At 64.1% G+C, this 17,932-nt stretch carries 17 protein-coding genes and 1 pseudogene; 6 read left to right on the top strand and 12 right to left on the bottom strand.

Annotated elements, in window-relative coordinates; all coding sequences use genetic code 11:
- Positions 1-42: 42 nt before the first annotated feature.
- Positions 43-954 (bottom strand): oxygenase MpaB family protein, encoded by a 912-nt coding sequence (locus tag ABD742_RS20275; protein WP_234752822.1) that lies wholly within the window; start codon positions 952-954, stop codon positions 43-45.
- Positions 955-1,061: 107 nt separating this feature from the next.
- Entirely contained in the window at positions 1,062-2,528 is a 1,467-nt protein-coding gene (locus tag ABD742_RS20270) for an MFS transporter (protein ID WP_234752618.1), read from the bottom strand.
- A 97-nt stretch (positions 2,529-2,625) separates the two neighbouring features.
- Between ABD742_RS20270 and ABD742_RS20265 the strand changes: the two genes are divergently transcribed.
- Both ABD742_RS20265 and ABD742_RS20260 read left to right on the top strand, forming a co-directional pair.
- Positions 2,626-3,006, top strand: a complete 381-nt coding sequence (locus tag ABD742_RS20265) for a MarR family winged helix-turn-helix transcriptional regulator (RefSeq protein WP_234752616.1) — start codon at positions 2,626-2,628, stop codon at positions 3,004-3,006.
- A gap of 311 nt (positions 3,007-3,317) precedes the next feature.
- Positions 3,318-3,866 (top strand): annotated as a pseudogene (locus ABD742_RS20260) (M23 family metallopeptidase); the annotation flags it as partial.
- A gap of 74 nt (positions 3,867-3,940) precedes the next feature.
- On the opposite strand, the gene ABD742_RS20255 reads toward ABD742_RS20260, so the two are convergent.
- Positions 3,941-4,531 carry a hypothetical protein gene (locus tag ABD742_RS20255; protein WP_234752829.1) on the bottom strand — a complete coding sequence of 197 codons (591 nt, stop codon included), beginning with the start codon at positions 4,529-4,531 and terminating at the stop codon, positions 3,941-3,943.
- Between the two features lie 125 nt (positions 4,532-4,656).
- On the opposite strand from ABD742_RS20255, the gene ABD742_RS20250 reads away from it, so the two are divergent.
- Complete coding sequence (locus ABD742_RS20250; RefSeq protein WP_234752614.1) at positions 4,657-5,142, top strand: glutathione peroxidase; 486 nt, start codon at positions 4,657-4,659, stop codon at positions 5,140-5,142.
- Here ABD742_RS20250 and ABD742_RS20245 read toward each other — a convergent pair.
- Genes ABD742_RS20245 through ABD742_RS20235 form a run of 3 tightly spaced genes read right to left on the bottom strand, consistent with a single transcriptional unit; the run spans position 5,139 to position 8,980 of the window.
- Positions 5,139-6,824 (bottom strand): amidohydrolase, encoded by a 1,686-nt coding sequence (locus tag ABD742_RS20245; protein WP_234752613.1) that lies wholly within the window; start codon positions 6,822-6,824, stop codon positions 5,139-5,141. The two genes, ABD742_RS20250 and ABD742_RS20245, sit on opposite strands and share 4 nt — an antisense overlap.
- A gap of 49 nt (positions 6,825-6,873) precedes the next feature.
- Positions 6,874-7,512, bottom strand: a complete 639-nt coding sequence (locus tag ABD742_RS20240; protein WP_234752611.1) for a TetR/AcrR family transcriptional regulator — start codon at positions 7,510-7,512, stop codon at positions 6,874-6,876.
- A gap of 22 nt (positions 7,513-7,534) precedes the next feature.
- Positions 7,535-8,980 carry an APC family permease gene (locus tag ABD742_RS20235; RefSeq protein ID WP_344788852.1) on the bottom strand — a complete coding sequence of 482 codons (1,446 nt, stop codon included), beginning with the start codon at positions 8,978-8,980 and terminating at the stop codon, positions 7,535-7,537.
- 330 nt (positions 8,981-9,310) lie between these two features.
- Here ABD742_RS20235 and ABD742_RS20230 point away from each other — a divergent pair, with 330 nt between their 5' ends.
- Complete coding sequence (locus tag ABD742_RS20230) at positions 9,311-10,252, top strand: phosphodiesterase (protein WP_234752608.1); 942 nt, start codon at positions 9,311-9,313, stop codon at positions 10,250-10,252.
- On the opposite strand, the gene ABD742_RS20225 is transcribed toward ABD742_RS20230, so the two are convergent.
- The 3 genes from ABD742_RS20225 to ABD742_RS20215 form a co-directional block, all read right to left on the bottom strand.
- The gene (locus ABD742_RS20225; RefSeq protein WP_234752606.1) at positions 10,249-11,808 is read right to left on the bottom strand and encodes a DUF2142 domain-containing protein; all 1,560 of its coding nucleotides are present in this window, start codon (positions 11,806-11,808) and stop codon (positions 10,249-10,251) included. The two genes, ABD742_RS20230 and ABD742_RS20225, sit on opposite strands and share 4 nt — an antisense overlap.
- Positions 11,809-11,933: 125 nt before the next feature.
- Positions 11,934-13,517 (bottom strand): stealth family protein, encoded by a 1,584-nt coding sequence (locus ABD742_RS20220; RefSeq protein ID WP_234752604.1) that lies wholly within the window; start codon positions 13,515-13,517, stop codon positions 11,934-11,936.
- Positions 13,518-13,569: 52 nt separating this feature from the next.
- On the bottom strand, positions 13,570-14,478 hold the full coding sequence (locus ABD742_RS20215) for a Cof-type HAD-IIB family hydrolase (protein ID WP_234752603.1): 909 nt from the start codon (positions 14,476-14,478) through the stop codon (positions 13,570-13,572).
- 170 nt (positions 14,479-14,648) lie between these two features.
- Here ABD742_RS20215 and ABD742_RS20210 point away from each other — a divergent pair, with 170 nt between their 5' ends.
- A complete protein-coding gene (locus ABD742_RS20210) occupies positions 14,649-14,948 on the top strand; it encodes a type II toxin-antitoxin system VapB family antitoxin (protein WP_059388531.1) in 300 nt (99 codons plus the stop codon).
- A complete protein-coding gene (locus ABD742_RS20205) occupies positions 14,941-15,675 on the top strand; it encodes a LytR C-terminal domain-containing protein (RefSeq protein WP_234752601.1) in 735 nt (244 codons plus the stop codon). Before ABD742_RS20210 ends, ABD742_RS20205 begins: the two co-directional genes overlap by 8 nt.
- 39 nt (positions 15,676-15,714) lie before the next feature.
- On the opposite strand, the gene ABD742_RS20200 is transcribed toward ABD742_RS20205, so the two are convergent.
- The 3 genes from ABD742_RS20200 to ABD742_RS20190 all read right to left on the bottom strand — a co-directional run bounded on the left by ABD742_RS20200 (position 15,715) and on the right by ABD742_RS20190 (position 17,889).
- Positions 15,715-16,356, bottom strand: coding sequence for a TetR/AcrR family transcriptional regulator (locus ABD742_RS20200; RefSeq protein WP_234752599.1), 642 nt, complete (start codon positions 16,354-16,356; stop codon positions 15,715-15,717).
- A 114-nt stretch (positions 16,357-16,470) separates the two neighbouring features.
- Positions 16,471-17,169, bottom strand: coding sequence for a DsbA family oxidoreductase (locus ABD742_RS20195; protein WP_234752820.1), 699 nt, complete (start codon positions 17,167-17,169; stop codon positions 16,471-16,473).
- Between the two features lie 189 nt (positions 17,170-17,358).
- On the bottom strand, positions 17,359-17,889 hold the full coding sequence (locus tag ABD742_RS20190) for a GNAT family N-acetyltransferase (RefSeq protein WP_234752597.1): 531 nt from the start codon (positions 17,887-17,889) through the stop codon (positions 17,359-17,361).
- Between the last annotated feature and the right edge of the window lie 43 nt (positions 17,890-17,932).

Genomic DNA, 17,932 nt, shown 5'->3' with positions numbered 1-17,932 from the left:
CGGCGGGACGGCCACAAGCCGCTCCGTCGGGATTCTTTGCGTCTATGCCTCGTACCCCAAGCGCCGCAACCGCTGACGGGCGGCCTGCTCGCTGGGGCCGCTACGGCCCAAGGTCAGGCGCACGACGGCGAGGACCACCCGCGCGGCGAGAATCGACGGCAGCGGGATGGGGCCAAAACGGGGCTTTTCCAGCCCCAACAGTTCCCGATACCTGGGTTCCAGGCTGGCTACGGCCGCGGCGAACAAAATCCGGTAACCGGGTTGCAGCGACGCTTTCAGCGGGGGATATCGGATGAAATCGATGGTTTCCCTGAGCCGCTCGTCCGCGCGGAGATGTCCGGAGGCGTACCAGCGGTCCATTTCCGCCGTCACTTCCGCGAGGCTCAGGGGAGGGTCCTCGACTCCCATCAGGCGGCCGGCCTGGGCCCACTCGCGGATGTAGGCGTCGGCGCCGCCGGGGACCGCACCTCCCCAGATCCGGTGCGCCGCCACGAAGGAATCCGCGTAGGCAACGTGGACCCAGCGTAGAAGCTCGGGATCGTTGGCTGAATACTCGCGGGTCTGTCCCTGGGCGTCAACGTAGCTGCCCTTGACGGAGTCATGGACCCGTCGCACGAAATTGGTTGCCGTGTGAGCCGCGTCCATGGAGCCGTAGCTCACGGTGAATATCCAACGGATGGTATTTGCCAGCCGGCCGAGGGGATCTCTTTTGAAGCCTGAATGGTCGTACACTCCCGCCAAGGCGCCGGGGTGCAGGGACTGCATGAGCAGCACCCGGATTCCCGCGACGATCGTGGACATGGACCCGTGGACAGCCCAGACGGCCGAGCCGGGAAGGTGGTATCCGGGGTCGTTTCCCTCCGCAAGCCGCAGCACCCAGTCAGGCGTGGACTGCGGGTGACCTGTAAAAGTCATCCGCAGCTCCGCTTGCCACTTCTTCAGGAAGTTGACCATGGTCCATTGTTGCGCAGCATTCTGTTGGCGCAAGGTGCCGTTTTGTTTAGGCAGAGGTGCCGGCCCGCTGTGGAAACAGCGGACCGGCACCTTTCACGCGAGTCCGCTTAGGCTGCGGGTTGCTCAGCGAGTGCCCGACGGCGGCGCGCCGGGGACGCTGCCACCAGCAGGGCCGCGATTGCCACGGCAGCGCTCAGGACCAAACCGGGACGGTATTGATCGAGCATGGCCGCTGCGCTGAGTGTGCTGCTTGTGCCGTCGGCGGTCCCGTGGCCGCTGACGAGGGCTGTCGTCACGGCAAGGACCAGGGCGGCCCCAACCTGGGTGCTGGTCTGGATCAGTCCAGCGGCCAGCCCCTGCTCCGAATCCCGGATGCCAGCGGTGGCTTGGACGTTGATGGACGGGAAAGCCAAAGCAAAACCGATTCCCAGCAGGATGACCGAGGGCAGGATGTCCAGGACGTAGTTGGGTGAGGTTCCAACGCGGAGGAACAAGACGTAGCCCAGTCCCATTGCGGTCAGACCGGTGAGGATGAGCTTCGGGGCCCCGAATTTCTCAATGAACCTGTCCGCGAAGGGCGCGCTCGTTGCCACCAGGAGCCCGGTGGGAAGCAAGGCAAGCGCCATGCCCAAGGGAGACCAGCCGAGCACCGACTGCAGGTACATCGTGAGGATGAACTGGAAGCTCAGGTAGGAACCGAACAGTCCAACCGCACTCAGGTTGGCGCGGGCCACCCATCCTTCGCGAAGGATGCCGAAGCGGATGAGCGGGTGCTTGACGCGGTTTTCGATGACGGCGAAGGTTGCCAGCACGGCAGCAGAGACGGCGAATCCGGCGATTGTTGCCACAGATCCCCAGCCCTTCTCCGGAGCTGAAACCAAGGTGTACACGAGGCCAAGCATGCCGAGCGCGAGGGTGACTGCGCCCCAGACATCATGGCCGCTCTCTTCCGTGGACGGCTTGTCCCGGGGAATGAACAACATGCCAAGAAGCACGACGGCGACTGCGATCGGTACCGATACCAGGAAGGTCCAGCGCCAGCTCAAGCTGGTCATGAGCCCGCCAACCACCAGCCCGAGCGAAAAGCCGCTCGCGCCGAAAGTGGTGAAGATGGACAGAGCCTTGTTGCGCTCGCGCCCTTCAGCGAAGTTGGTAGTGATGATGGAGAACCCGGTAGGGGCGGTGAATGCCGCGGCCAGGCCTTTGACGAAGCGCGTGGCGATCAAGAGGGTCGGATCATTCACGAGGCCGCCGAGGAGCGATGCCGCGGCGAACACGGTCAAGGCGATCAGGAAGATCCGACGCCGGCCCAGCAGGTCGGCGAGCCGCCCGCCCAGGAGCAACAGGCTCCCGTAACCCAGGACGTACGCGGAAACGATCCACTGCAGGGAATCGGTTCCGAGGTGGAGTTCGTGGCCGATGGAGGGAAGGGCTACGCCCACCATGGAAACGTCCAGGCCGTCGAGGGCCAGGACTGTGCACACCACCATTAGCAGCAGCCACTGGGCCCGGGTCCAGCGGACGGCTGTATGGAGCTGCTCGGCAGATCTAGTGAGGGTGCTTGGTGAAGTCATGGAAATCAATCTATATGACACGTCATTCAATGACAAGGAATATGACCCGGAATCTTATGACGTGGACTTTATCTTGGGTTTCGACTAGAATCGGGCCATGGCAACAACGCAGGATCGCCAGCTGGTTGAGCAATGGCGCAGCATCCAGAACTCGTACTTCCGCACCGCGGCCGCGATAGACCGCGCCCTCGAAGCCAAGTTCGACATCGGCCTGAACGAATTCGAAATCCTCGATCTTGTTGCCGAAAGCGTCGACTCTGCCTGCCGCATGAAGGCACTCGGGGAGCGGACTCCCATGACCCAGAGCGCCGTCTCCAAGGTTGTTGACCGCTTGGAGAAAGCCGGACTCGTCTCCCGCGTAACCTGCACGGATGACCGCCGCTCGCTGTACCTCGAGCTGACCGACGCCGGCCGCGCGCTGCATTCGGATGCCGCCGTCGAGCACCGCGCGCTGCTGAAGGAGAACCTCGGCGAGTAGCCCGGCACCGTCCTTCGAGTGTTTCGCGGACCGGCCAAGTATGAAGTCGAGTGTTCCCATTCGATTTCATAGCGGCCACAATGGGACAAGCGCGCCCGTACTGGGGATGAGCGCCTGTCTCAGGAGCCGCTGTGGGAAAGCATCATGAGTCTGGCCGGATTGTCGATCTGGTGCTCACAAGAAAGTTTGGCCGGGTCCTTTCGGCCTGTTTCCTCGCTGTCGTGGTGATCCTCGCTTTTGGTTTTCAGGGCCCCCGCCTGGGCGGGCCGGTAAGCGATGGATCCTTGGCCACGGGCCAAGTTGAACCCGGCATGCTACCCACGGATGGTGCCACGTCGAGTGCGCAGGATACCCTGCCACAAAGCCCGTCATCGGCCCCGGTCCAGGCAGGTGACAAAGCCACGGTGTCTTTTGAACGTTCCCCGGTCCAAACCCTCGACAAGAACGGCGTAGGCAATCTCAACGTCTCATCAAGTTCCCTCGACCGGCCCCCTGCCGGGAAACTCTACGCTCCGCTTGAAGTGCTGCTTCCGAGCTCCCCCTTCGGATTGAGGATCGATCCCTTCACCGGATTGCCGGGGGAGTTCCACTGGGGCCAGGATTTCGCCGCGGCCTGCGGCACGCTCGTCTACGCAGCCGACTCCGGCGTGGTCCGGGCCGTGGGCTGGCATCCGTGGGGTGGCGGCAACCGCGTGGAAATTGATCATGGCAACGGCCTCGTCACCACGTACAACCACCTGCAGGGAATCGCGGTGACCAAGGGGCAATCGGTCCGGGTGGGCGAGGTCATTGCCAGAGTGGGAACCACGGGTTCCTCGACTGGTTGCCACCTGCACTTCGAGACGATCCTTAACGGCGTCTATACCAACCCGATGAACTGGACGTTCCTGCCAACCAAGCAGGTGGATCCCCTCGGCGATATCCCGATGGTCAGCTACCAGCCAGGTTCCGCCACCGCGACCTCGGCCGGGTCCGTCTGGTCCATCCCCGGGGCCGTGCCGACTGACCCGGGAGCCGTGCCCTCCAGGGAGGCGGTGACCGGCGGGGTACAGGAAGCGAAGGTTGTGCCGCCGAGCCCGTCTGCTACGGCCACGCAGACGCCGACGGCGTCACCCACCGGTAGTCCGACGGCGTCACCCGCCGCGACGCCGACGCCGAGCCCGACCGGGACGCCAACGCACTCGCCGACTGGCACCCCGAGCGCGCCACCAACGCACTCGCCGACTGGCACCCCGAGCGCGACGCCGACCCCGACCGGAACGCCGACCCCGACCGGAACGCCGAGCCCGACCGCGACGCAGGCTCCTACTGGGACGCAAGCGCCAGTGGTGACACCGACGCCCACAGCAACAGTCCCGCCCCCGGTGACCGTACCGCCCACGGTGGCGCCGACGTCGAGCCTCCCCGCTCCGGTACCGACCGTGACGCACACCCAGTCAGCCCCGCCTCCGCCCGCGACGCCGGCACCCAGCAAGCCCACGCCGTCGGCGCCCACGAGCCCCACGCCGCCGGCTACTTCGACCACCAAAACGACCCCTACGGCCCCTCAGCCGTAGAAGACATCGCTTTCCTGGAGCCCGCCCAAGCGCCTTGCCGCGTAGACTCGAATGCGGCAGTTTGCCAAGGTCCACGTCGTAAGGAAGCGATTCAATGTCCCCGCTCTATAGCATCCCCCTGACTTTCAACGACGGCTCCCAGGCCGACTTTGGGCGTTTCGAGGGTAAAGCCGTACTGGTCGTCAATGTGGCTTCGAAGTGTGGTTTCACGCGCCAGTACTCGGGACTTGAGGAGCTCTACGGCAAATACCGCGACCGTGGATTCGAGATTCTGGGTGTGCCGTGCAACCAGTTCGCCGGCCAGGAACAGGGTTCCGACGCCGAGATCGCGGACTTCTGCCAGCGCAATTTCGGAGTCTCGTTCCCGCTCGCGAGCAAATCCAAGGTCCGGGGCAAGGAACAGCACCCCCTGTATGCCGAGCTGACCCGGACGGCCGACGGCTCCAAACCGCAGAAGGTGAAGTGGAACTTCGAAAAGTTCCTCGTGAGCCGCGAAGGCGAGGTGCTCGCCCGCTTCCCGTCCGCCGTCGAGCCCGATTCCGAAAAGCTCATCGAGGCACTCGAAGAGGCTCTCGCTTAAGCAGGCTGGAATGAGCCCCGGTTGACCCCTTCGGTGAGGGCCTGGCGGTTATCGACAACCACGTCTCCGTCAACAACAGTCAGGATCACCGGCGTCTGCGCGAATTCGTCCGGCGCGGTGGTCAGAGGATTGTGTCCAACAATCGTCAGATCGGCGCGGGCTCCGCTCTCTACGATTCCGCCCTCTTCACCAACCGACCGCCAGTATTGGCTCGTGTAGCCTTCGAGCGCGGCACGCGCGGACAGCGCCTGCTGGGGCCGGACGGGCTCGACGTCGGGCCGGCCGGCCGGGCGGCGCGTCTGGGCCGAGGCGATGATCGCCCGCGGGTCGAAGGGAGCGATGGGCCAGTCCGATCCGAGGGCGACGATGGCTCCGGCGTCGCGGAGATCGCGGGTCCGCCACGCGTGGTTGGCCCGTTCGCTGCCAAGCCTGCGGGACCAGTTGTCGGTGTGGTCGGCGCGGCTGTAGAGGGCGCAATGCGTCGGCTGCAAGCTCGTTGCAGCCCCAGCGCTGATGATTTCCGCCAAGACCGAATCCGGGATGGACTCGATGTGCTCGATCCGGTGAACCGTGCCGTTCTTGGGAAGGGCCCCGATGGTCCGCGCGACGAAGGAGACCGCTTTGTCGCCGATGGCGTGCGTGGTGGTGGGGATCCGGTGTTCGTGGAAGAACTTCATGGCTGCGGCGAGGGCCTCGGGATCGTGCCAGAGCGGGTGGAGCGACTCTCCGTGGGTGTCGGGTTCAAAGAGCCATGCCGTGCCGTTGTCGATGGTTCCATCCATCATGAGCTTGATGCCGTGAACGTGCCAGCGCCTGCCGTGCCGGCCCTGCATCGCCAGCATGGCCTTCAGGTCCTCCTCCGTGGCGCCGGGCATGACCCACGGGGAGATCCGCAGCCGGATGGCGAGCTCGCCTCGGCGCTCCAAGGCCTCCAGCACTTCCAGGGTGTCCGGTGCGCCGAAGTCCAGCATCTGGCCGGCTACGAGCCCGGCTTCGGCCATGGAACGCAGGAGTTTCCCTAGTTCGTCGACCCGCTGATCGAAGGAGGGCTGGGGGAGGAAGCGGCGAACGAGCTCCTGGGCGGCCATTTCGTAGAGCATGCCGTTGGGCTTGCCGTGCTGGTCGACGCCGACATAGCCGGTGCTGGGAAGCTCTTCCGTTCCGGTGACTCCGGCGAGCTTGAGGGCGGCGTCGGAGACAAGTGAGGCGTGGCCGTCGAACAGGGTGATGAACACGAGTTCGCCGTCGAGGATGCCGTCGAAGAGGGAGTTGTCGAAGACCGCATCCCCGAAGATGACAGGGTCGAGGCCCCAAGCGAACAACCAATCAGAGCCGACGGCGTGCGGCGTGGAAGCGGCGCGCCGCGCAAGGGCGGCGCGGACGGCGTCGAGCTCGGTGACTCCGCCCAGGTCAAGGCCACGGGCGATTTCCGCCCCGTGGATCGGGTGGATGTGGGCGTCAATCAGGCCGGGGCAGACTGTTGCGTCGCCGACGTCGATCACCTGTTTGGCCCGCGCGGTCCATTCGGCGGCGGGGTTGGCCGCCTGCTCGCCGTCGGCGCGGCCGACGTGCGCAATGCGGCCATTTGAGATGGCGACGAAACCGGCGGTCTCTGTGAGCGCCCCGCCGTGGAGGATGCTGGACGAGAAGATGACGAGATCGATGGGCTCGGGCGTGGTCAAGATGTAACTCCTTGTTGTGTTCGGGTTTCCGACGCCGGCCCGGTGAGGATCAGTCGTCGTCGATGGCTGCCTTCAATCCTGCCGAGAGGACATCGGCCAGGAACGCGAAGCGGTCCACAGGGTGCTCTGCCACGGCTTTCTTTGCCGCGAACAGATGGGGATAAGTGCCTTCCTCCTCTTGGTTGATGCTCCATGCGGATTCCATCGTCATTGCGTCGAGGCTCGCGCCGATCGCTGCGCTGTCGAGGGTTTCCAACGCGGGAATGATGAGGTGCCGCGGCGTCCCAGCGATCTCAAACGCTTCGACAAACTGGTCGTAACGCTCCAGGGCTGCCGGGTGTGACACCGGCTGCGTGAGCAGGAGGGGAAGGAGCGCCGGCACCATGCTGTACGCCTTGCGGAGGGAGTCGAAGATCTCGCGGATGACGTCGTCAAGGCTGCCGGCCGGCAACTCGGGCATCGGAGCTTTTTCTACGAGCGCGCCACGGGCCAGTTCGATGATCTCCTGGCGACCGGTGACGTGCTTGTAGAAGGATGACTGCCTGACGCCCAGACGTTCCGCGAGCCGCGGGATGGAGAGGCTCTCTTCCTCTTGGAACATCTCGAGCGCCGCGCGGCCGATCGCCTTCCGCGAGAGCCTCGGTGTCCGGGGCCGTCCTAGCTGGCTGGTTTTGCTGGGAGTCTGCATCCCTCAAGACTAGGCTCCGGGATCACTCGGCGTGGCCGATCCGCTGGTAGGCGGCCGGGTTGACGTTGCGCAGCACGAGGGCCAGTACGGTTCCGGCGGCAAACAGGATCGGTGCGAACACGAGGAGCGTGGTGTTGACGGGGTCCCCGGCCGGAAGGCCTGTGAGCAATTGGGCGTTGTTGGCCATCAGGTAGGTCACTACGCACATGATGATGGTGGCGACCACGGCGGAAGGGACGACATACCAGCGAAGGCCGTGGTCCTTGAGTCGGGTGAAGAAGACCACGACGCCGACTCCAGTGAGGGCCTGCAGGAGGAGGATGCCGATCACGCCGGGGGTGTTCGTCCAGATCAGGAACTGGGTGAAGGGGTCCAGATGGAATAGGGCCGCGCCGATCACGAGGGCGAGCGCGAGGAGGGTCTGGTCGAAGCCGGCCACGGAGGGGGTACGGTATCGCGGGCTGATGCGGCCGGAGCGCTTCGGGAAGATGCCCTCGCGGCTCAGGGACAGGGTGTAGCGATTGATGGTGTTGTGGAAGGAGAGCTGGGCGGCGAAGATGCTGGTGACGATCAGGACGCTCATGAGGTTCACGCACCAGCCTCCCGCGAAGTTACCCGCTGCGATGTAAGCGGTGTCCCCGGCGTCGAGGTGGCCCGCGGCGAACGCTTGGACGGCGTCCGCTCCGAAGGCCTGGACGATGATCCAGACGGCGAAGGCGTAGAACGCGCCGATGAAGGCGATGGAGATGTAGGTGGCACGCGGGACGCTGCGGTCCGGGTCCCGGGCCTCTTCCCGGTACAGGGCTCCGGATTCAAATCCCATGAAGGCGGAGAAACCAAGGCCAAGGACTGCGGCGAACTGCGGGGAGAAGATGGCCTGCGGGCTGAACGATTCGAAGCTGATGCCGTGTGCGCCGCCTTGGGCCAGGACGAACGCGGCGACGATGGCGACGATCAGGGTTTCGAGGGTGAGCAGGACGGCGAGGACCTTGGCGCCGACGTCGATCCCGCGCCAGCCCAGGTACCAGACGGCCCCGATCGACACGATCGCGTAGAGCCACCAGGGAAGTTCCACGCCGGTGAAGGACTTCACGGCGAGGTTGGCCTGGATACCCAGCAGCCCGTAGAGGCCGATCTGCAGGCCGTTGTAGCTCATCCAGGCCGTGAGGCCGGAACCGAGGCCGACCATGCGGCCGAGGGTTTTCGAGATGTAGCCGTAGAAGCCGCTGTAGGACCGGACGTGGCGGGTGAGCGCCATGAAACCGATGGCGAACAGGCCTAGGCCGATAGCCGCGGCGATGTAGATGGAGGGAGCGCCGACGCCGCCCACAGCGAGGGCGAGCGGGGCGATGCCGACCACGATGGTCAGCGGAGCGGCCGCTGACACCAACATGAACACAATGTCGCGAGTGCCGATTGCGTTCTTCTTCAATCCAACTTCAGGGCTGGAAGTTGCGGGCGGCGCCATTGCCGCTGATTCTTTAGTGAAAGCCATTCACTTATTGTGAGGGGCAGCACATGTTTGAGTCAAGAGGGTCTGTTCGGGGCTCGCTTCCGAGCACACGCAAACACCGACGCTCGCTCACCTATGTCGCCTTTTCGGCGAACGCTCGCTCACCTTTGGTGAGCGGGCGTCGTCGAAAGTTGACCTAAAGGTGAGCGAGGATCGCGGGGGGACGCGAGTAATTTTCCAACATTCCGGCCGTAAGTTACCCTGCGTTAGCCTTTTGTCTGGTTGGATTGGGTCTATTGGGGACTGAAACCGGAGGCGCCGCCTCCTACCGACCCGAAGGTAGTAATGGAGCTCATCGAGGCCGAGCACCCGCGGCCAGGACACGTACTTCTGCACCTTAGCGACTCCCATTTGTTGGGAGGGTCGGAACCCCTTTACGGTACGGTCGATAGCGAAGCCCATCTCAGGCAACTATTTTCGGAAGTGCACGCGTCAAAGGTCCGTCCCGACGCCGTGATCTTCACCGGTGACCTCGCCGATCAAGGTGAGCCGGGCGCCTACGCCAAACTCCGGTCGATCGTCGAGCCTGCCTGTCGAGAGATGGGAGCACGGGTGATCTGGGCAATGGGAAACCACGACGATCGGGCGAATTTCCGTGCGGGCCTCTTCGACCAGAGCGACAATGACGCCCCGGTGGACCACAGCTACTTCGTCAATGGCCTGCGGATCATCACGCTCGATACCTCCGTGCCCGGCTTCCATCACGGTGAACTAAGCCAGAGCCAGCTCGACTGGTTGGGATCGGAGCTCGCGACGCCGGCTCCCGACGGCACGATCCTTGCCCTCCACCACCCTCCGGTTCCGAGCGTCCTTGACCTCTCGATCCTCGTGGAGCTGCGCGGCCAAGCGGCGCTGGCCGACGTCGTACGCAATTCGGATGTCCGCTCCATCCTGGGCGGTCACTTGCACTACTCCACGACGGCCACTTTCGCTGGCGTCCCGGTATCGGTAGCTTCCGCGAGCTGCTACACGCAGGACCTCAACGTTCCGCAGGGCGGCACCCGCGGTCGTGATGGCGCCCAGGCCTTCAACCTGGTGCACGTTTACGAGCAAACGATCGTGCATTCAGTGGTTCCGTTGGGAAAATCGCCGACTGTCGGTGAGTACGTCAGTCCGGAAGCCACCAGGCGCCGGCTCGCCGAAGCAGGCATCCGGATTCCCCAGCGAGCGACGCACGAACGTGGTTCCAGGGCCGACGCGAAGCGCCCGGAGATGACCCGACGCTAGAGGCGCGCTTGTGGCTGCGGGTTCGACGCCCCGTCTTCCATTGGCGTGGTGCTTAGCACCGGGCTTAGCGGATTCACGGCCGTCATCGTGCGGTAAAGAAGAGCGGCTGCCACGAGCAAGACAGCCAGGTATGCCACGGTGAGCGAAAGCCATCCGAAGGGCGGCTGCCACTGAGGTGCCGTCACCATATCCCGCCAGTTGGCCTCGTCATGGAGCCCGATGACGTACCGGCGCATTCCGTAGATAAAGCTGTAGAAGTGGCCGAATACCAGGACGGCGAGCACCACCGGTAGCGCCCGTCGTGCTGTGCGGCGGAAGTCGATATTGAAAGAGCGCATTGCAACTCCGCATGCGGTGATCATGACGGCCACCAGCGCCAGGATGTACCGGCCCTGCCAGATAATTCCTACCTCTTTTGCGAGGGGAATCTGCAGTAGTGGAGGGAGGACGATGATCGCAAAGACCAGGAAAGCGATGGTCAGTCGCGCTGAACGGCTGGGCACGGACAAAGCTGCCACGATCGCCCCAATGATGAGCGCCGCCCAGACAGTGAGCACACCGCTTGGCCCCAAAGTATCCAGCCAACCAAGGTAGGACACGTAACCGGCCGCGAAATCGAAGGTCTTGTCGAGCATGATTGCGGCGATCCGGGCCGGTGATGCGTCGATCCCGTCGCCCATGAGGCTTTGCAGGCTATCCGCGCTCTTGAGCCAAAGCAAGGCGAGCCCGCAACCGACAGCGGCCACGAGTGCCATCGCCTGCACAAATCGCAGTCGCAACACGGAAAGCAGCGGACGAAGCCCGAACATCAAGAGCGACGCCGCCACCGCCAACACGAGCCATAGCAGTGAGGCAGCCCGGGTGTTGGCCAGGACAGCAGCCGAAATCGCTGCCGCGGCAAGGGGTAGCCGCCAATGATCGCCGGAAGCGATTCTCTCCCACGACAAACAGAGCGCGCTGAACACAGCCATCGACGCGGAGATTTCCAGCGAATTGGGGTTCACGCCCCCGGACAGGAACAAAACCATGGGAGTCACAGCAATCGACCCGACAAACAGGGGCAGCTTCCATCGTTGAAGGCTGGCCAAAGCAGTCAGGGCAACAGCCAGGAAGGCGACGCTGAGGAGACCGCCCACGATCCGCATGGCGTAGATGGCTTTGGCGCCGGTAAGGACGAGGCTCGGAAGCCCGGCCACCGCGTAGTACATCGGGTTGTAGTTCCCCGCGCTCGTGTATGCGTTCAGCTCTGAGGCGTCATCTGTCAGGGTAGGGCTGCAACCGGCGGACACTGCTGGCTTCCAAGCGAAGCAAATAGGGAGTCCGTCCACCGTTCCCACGAATGCGGGGACGAGCACCTGGGCACGATCACCTTGATTCGCGCCCGGTTCCCCTCGCAACTGCCCTCGAACAACGGACGCGGCCTTGATGGTGTGTGCGGGCTCGTCGGGCACGGACATGAGGGGGCTTGCCAGTGCCCAGATCGTGGTGAGGAGTCCAAGAATGGCGAATATTGCGAGAAAGCGGAGGAACCAAGGGGGTTTGGTGGCGGGGTTCAATAGACATATCTGTTCGTTGATCGGGTGCGGAGATTCACAGCTACTTTACGTGGGCGGACGTGCCGTGTACGGCAACCCTGGTCGGCGAGCTCACTGAATCAACCCGGAGCGGGCCCGTTCCCGGACTACTTCTCCCACGGCGCCTTGACCGGGAAGTACTTCTCCATGAAGTCCGTCACGAGTCCGGCCCTTTCGTCGGCAGCCACCTCGGGGAAGCTGCCGTCGTTGAGGCAGAAGAAGTCCACGTTGCGCTTGGCTAGCAAGGTGGGCAAGTAGTGCAGCCCGGACCACAGGGTGGTGTCCACATACCTGACCTTGGCTGCCGTCTGCGTCACTGCCCGACCCGTGAGCAACGAGTAGTAGTGGTAGAACGAGTTGGTTACCGAGATGTTGTCCGCCGCACGGAACCTGCTGGCTGCCGTCTTGGCGAATTCGGCCGGAAACTCGCGCTCCATCTCTGCGATCACGCTGCGGCGAAGGGGCGCGGCGGTGTGCTCCAGGTGGCGAGTGGTGATGCGCCCGAACCGCTCCCAGAGGAGTTTCCTGTTGACGCGGGCCGCGTTCTCGAAGCCGCTGCGTTCGGCGTCGTTCTCTCCCAGTCCGATCCGGGTGGAGGCCTCGATGAACTTGGTGATTCCGCCGGGAGTGAAGAACATGTCCGGTGCCACGGGCCGGCCGAAGAACATGTCGTCGTTGGAATACAGGAAGTGCTCGGAGAGATCCTCAATGTGGTGCAACTGGGATTCCACGGCCTGGGAATTGTGGGTGGGCAGCACCGTGGGGTCCTTGAAGAACTCCTCGCTGCGCATGATCCTGACGCTCGGATGCTCTGCCAGCCACTCCGGCGCGGGGGAGTCCGTGGCGATGTAGATCCGGCGAATCCAGGGCGCATACATGTACACGGAGCGCAGGGCATATTTGAGCTCGTTGATCTGCCGGAAACGGGCCTCGTGGGCGTCGCCCTCGCCCACGACTGCGTCTTTCATCTGCTCGCGGCGCGCGGCAATGTACGCGGGATCGTTGCCGTCTACCCATGAAAAGACGATGTCGACGTCGAAGTCGATGTCGCTCGCGTGGTCCGCGAACATGTTCTCGATGGTCGGCCAGCTCAGCCCATGGCGTTCCACCGTGCCCCGGACAGCGTCCTGGCGCAACATGGTTCGTCGGGTCAGTGAGTTTTCCACCGGCAACACGAGTTGATCGCCGTCGAACTCCCACAATTCCAGTTGCACGCCCAGCGAGGGGCCGTAAGTCAACCCGCCCCCGGGCTCGACGCGTGGACGGAAGAGCCGGAAGATCCGGGCCTTCCGGTTGCTCGAGAGCTCGCCGTCGGCCACCAGCAACGTGGACTTCTTCCGCGCATCAACTGTCATGGAGTAGAACGGCTCGTTCCGGAAAGCGGAGACCAATGCCTGGCGCAGTTTCTTCCGGAGCTTCCAATCGACGGCAATCACTGGCCTGTGATCGTTGCCGCGGACCAGGATGAAGTCGAGCCCGGCCGCGTCGAGTGCGGCGCGGATAACGAGTAGGTCTTCGACCATCACCTGTTGCGGGGTGCGGTTCTGGTTCAGCAAGCTGTATCGGCCGCGATGGCGGACGACGTCGGCGCGGTGCTTGAGGCGCGCGTCGACTGCGGGCGATGTCGGTTCGGGAACGACCGCATCGTCGTCGGAGGCGGGGCTACCGAAGTAGATTGCTTGCTGGTCCATGTCTGTGATGGCTTTTCTCCGAAGGGTTGTGGTTCGCGCGGGCTTGGTGACCTTAGCCCACCAAGGCTTCACGCCAACTGCGGAGGAATGCGCCTCCGGCGTCGTCGTGAATGACGTCGTCGCCCAGGCCGAGGTCTGTGGCTGTAAGAACATCGTAGGGCTTGTTGGGCACGCCGTCCGCGGGCCGGACGTCGACGTGCTTGACGCTGTGGTCGTTGTGGTGGAGCCAATCCGCCATGGCGTAGTCCGTGCGCGAATCGCCGACCGTCCGCCAGGCCTGTGGGGTGATGCCCTGGGCGGCGAGGAGTTCCACAGCGCGGCTGGCGCCGAGATCCTTGCCGAGCCGGATGGACTCGATGTCCGTGGAGATGATGGTGGGATCCAGGCGGTAGTCGGCGGCGTCGTCGGACTCTGGCGCGTGGTGATCCAGGAGGGCGGCGGAGAGCCCGTGCCTGCCCATGAGCTCCAAGGCATCGGCGTCGAAGAGCTTCTGCTCGGCGAGGTATTCGTCACTTGAGACGTCCAGATGCTGCTCCACCGACACCATGGCGCGCTTTGTCTCATCGAAAAACATGTGCGTCGCATAGTCCTCCGCCACCATGCGGCGGACGTCGTCGCCGTAGGCCTTCGGAACAGCAAGGTCGTGATCCACATGGATGGGTCCCGGGCCGCCCGCGGTGTAGCTGAACCACACGGCGCCCTTCTCGCAGATCGCGTGGACCACCGTTCCCGCAGGCATTCCGGCGGCGATCATGGGTGCCATGACCTGCTCGCGGATGAAAGCGTCTGAGCGGCCGGTGTTGAAAATGACGGGGATGCCTGCGGATGCCAAGCCCACGAGGTCCGAGATGATTTCCGGCTTCACGTCGCGCGTCACGGGACTCGCGACAGGGCCGTCGACGTCGAGGAGGAGTGCGAGGGCGGGAGCAGCAGGGTGCGTGCCTGGCATTGAAGCAGTCATGAACCCATTCTGTCAGTCCGGCGTTATGTCGGCAGCGGTGTGACAGCCGACGGCGGCAGGCGGCAACGTTTCAGCGCGCGCCGTCCGTCAACGGTTACCTTTTGGCCACAACCTTGGTGACCGACTTCTCACAAGTTCCCTTGGACGCCTTACTTCTTTAGGCTTGCAACGTGATATTCAAAGCTGTGGGCGAGGGACGCCCGTACCCTGACCATGGTTTTTCCACGCCGAAGGACTGGGCCTCGCTGCCGCCCCGTCCTGTCCGGCTCGACGAACTTGTCACCACCAAGCGCACCCTTGACTTGGAAGCGCTGCTGGCTGAAGATTCAACGTTCTTCGGCGACCTTTTCCCGCATGTGGTGCAGTACCAAGGCCTGTTGTATCTAGAAGACGGGCTCCACCGTGCAGTCCGTACTGCGCTCCACCAGCGCACGGCCATCCACGCCCGGGTGCTCGTCATAGATGGTTAACGAAACAATCCCGGAAGAGCAGGTCGCAGTGCCCGAGAATGCGGACCCGAGGAAGCGGCGGAAACGTCCCGGTCGTCAGAAAGACCCGACGAGTCTGCACGGTCATCGCGTTGTCACCGGTCCGGAACTCCGGGCAACTTTTGCTGAGACTCCTGCGCCTGAGAGCCATCCAGGGTGGTTCAGCCGCCGCCTCTTGCATGGGATCGTTCTCGCGCTGCTCGTCGGACTGGTCGTTGCCGGGCTCGTGGGCGCCTGGGCAGTCATCAATGGCGTGATCCGTTTCCCCTCCGCCGTTGCAAGCCAGTCGCCGGCGGCCGTGTGTCCTCCCACTGTTTTCGACTACATGCCCAACAACAAGATCAGCGTAAATATCTACAACGCCGCCGGCAGGGCCGGCCTGGCCAAGAACGTGGCAGACCAGTTGAAAGCCCGGGGATACAACGTCGGCACCGTCGACAACTCCACCACGAGCTACGCCGGCCCGGCCATGGTTGTTTCGGGATCCGGCGGCCAAGCGGCGGCTTTCAACATCCAGAGGAACATCGCGGGCACCGACTACTTCCAGGACCAACGCACGGATGCCTCCGTGGACCTCATCCTCGCGCCCGGCTTCTCGGCACTGGTGCCACCGGAACTCGTGGATAACACCCCGGGCAAGCTCAGTTGTCCCCGCTTGGACCAGAGGATTGCGGACAATGCGAAGCTGCCGGTGATGCCGACGCCTTAGCACTGGCTTTCCGCGGACAGCGCCAGCCCCGCGGGCGAGTCACGCCAAGCGCGCGGGCCGTCCGTCGTCGTCGAACCTTGCTCCTGCGCCCAACTGGATGAACCGCACGGTCTGGACCAGCCGCTCCTCAAGCTCGTCCAGCTCTGTCCCGTTCGCGGCATTGCCGCGTGCCGCGCTGGAGGAAAGAGTTCCGTGGATAAGCCTCGCGAGCTGGCCGACGTCGGTGGGCGGGAGGTAGCCGGCTGCGATTCCGTCGCGCAGGATGTCCTGGAGCAGCAGGTTGAGTTCGCCGACGTGATCTGCCAATTTCGCAAAGGAAGCAGGGGAGAGGACGGCCCCCATCGCAGGGCCCGGCGGGAGGTGCCGACGGCTCAGATCTTCGACCTGGGCGCGCACGTAAAGGGCCAGGCGGTCCACCGGGTTCTGCAGTGCCGCGAGGGATTCGCGGAGATCGCCCAGGAATCGCTCGGTCTCGTCCAAGGCGTACGCGATGAGGAGCTGTTCCATGTCGGCGTAGTAGTTGTATACCGCCGTCCGGCCGACGCCAGCGTGCCGCGCGACGTCGGTCATGGTCAAGCCGGGCAGGCCGTGGGTGAAGAGCAGTTCGCCGAAAGCTGTCAGGACCCGGCGTCGGGTTTCAGCGCGTTGCGCCGCATTGGTGGCGGCAGTAATCCTAGGCATACAGACACTTTACAGGGATCTGTCAGTAAAGTTGGGTGCGTACGGCGCGAGCTGGCAGCAGATGACCACTCAGCGCGCTGTCGGGGTCATCTGCTGCCAGCTCGCGCAAAGGTTCTAGATCGCGCAGCCGTCGGGGCCGCAGGCTTCGGCGTCGGGGCTGCCGACGGCGACCAGCGGATTCGCTTCCTGCCATGCCTGTGTGAGGGCCTGGGTGAAGACCTCGGAGGGCTGTGCGCCGGAGAGCCCGTACTTGCGGTCGATGACAAAGAACGGCACGCCGGTGACGCCGAGCATCCGGGCTTCGGCGATGTCGCCGCGGACGTCCTCTGCGTACTTGTCGGTGCTGAACAACTCGGCGATTTCGGCTTCCGGCAGGCCCAAGTCGCTGCCGAGCCCGGTCAGGTATTCCTGGCTCCCGATGTCCTTGCCGTGTTCAAAATGGCCGCTCAGGAGCAACTCCTTGGCCTCGTCCTGCTTGCCGTGGGCGGCCGCGAGGTGGATGAGGCGGTGTGCCGTGAAGCTGTTGGCCACCACGACGTCGTCGAAACGGTAGTTGAGGCCCTCGCCCTTTGCCTGCAACGCCACGTGCTCGAACATCTGGCTGACCTGCGCGGGGTTCATGCCCTTGCGCTTGCTGAGGTAATCGAGCTCGGTGCCGTCGTAGTGTTCCGGGATGCCCGGGTCCAACTGGTAACTGCGCCACTGGATCTCGACCGAGTCGCGGTGCGGGAATTCGGCGAGGGCCGTTTCGAACCTGCGCTTTCCGATGTAGCACCACGGGCAAGCGACGTCTGACCAGATCTCAATCTTCATGACGGCGACAACCGGAAGTGGAGGCCCGGCATTCCCGGAATGACCTGTTGGACTGGTCACAACTCGGCCTTCACGACACGCAAAATGGTGTGAGAGGCAGAAGCGGGCGGGCGCTACGCGTATCCGGGCGTCGTGGAACTGTTTGCGCGTCGCCGGGCCATTTCCGCGTCGCAGGCCCTTTTGCGCGTCCTAGACTGCCCGCTCCATCACGAAATCGTGCTCCACGGCATTGCCCAGGCGGAACGACTTGGTGCCGACCTTCCTGAATCCACTCTTCTCGTAGAAGCGGATGGCCTTGGCGTTCTGGCTGTTGACGCCAAGCCACACCCCGGCAGCACCCGAGCTGGCAGCGCGGTCCAACGTGGCCTTCATGAGTTCCGCGGCAGCACCCAGGCCGTGGTGCTCGGGATGCACATAGCACTTGCTCAGATCCGTGCAGGGGCTGAGCGTCAGGGCCGAAGCGACGTCGGAATCGCTCGTGGGTCGGGCCACGAGCATGCTGTAGCCGCGGAGTTCCCCGGCGGCGTCGATGGCCAGGATGGTGATGTCCGGATCGGCAAGGTATTCCGTGAATTTCTCCGCGCTGAGCGTCCTGCGCAGGTGCGCGGCGATGTCCTCGGGCGAGGAGTCCGGCGGGCAGGCGAGCGGAAAGGTGACGGCGGCAAGCTCCGCCAGCCGTCCGGCGTCGTCCGCTGTTGCTTCACGGATTGTCTGGCTCACGCGGTCCTCTCGGGAAATCGGGCACAGAAATGCCCCTCACGAC

The sequence above is a fragment of the Arthrobacter ramosus genome (genome assembly GCF_039535095.1).
Taxonomy (GTDB): Bacteria; Actinomycetota; Actinomycetes; order Actinomycetales; family Micrococcaceae; genus Arthrobacter; species Arthrobacter ramosus.
This window is presented reverse-complemented; position numbering and strand designations above follow the sequence as displayed.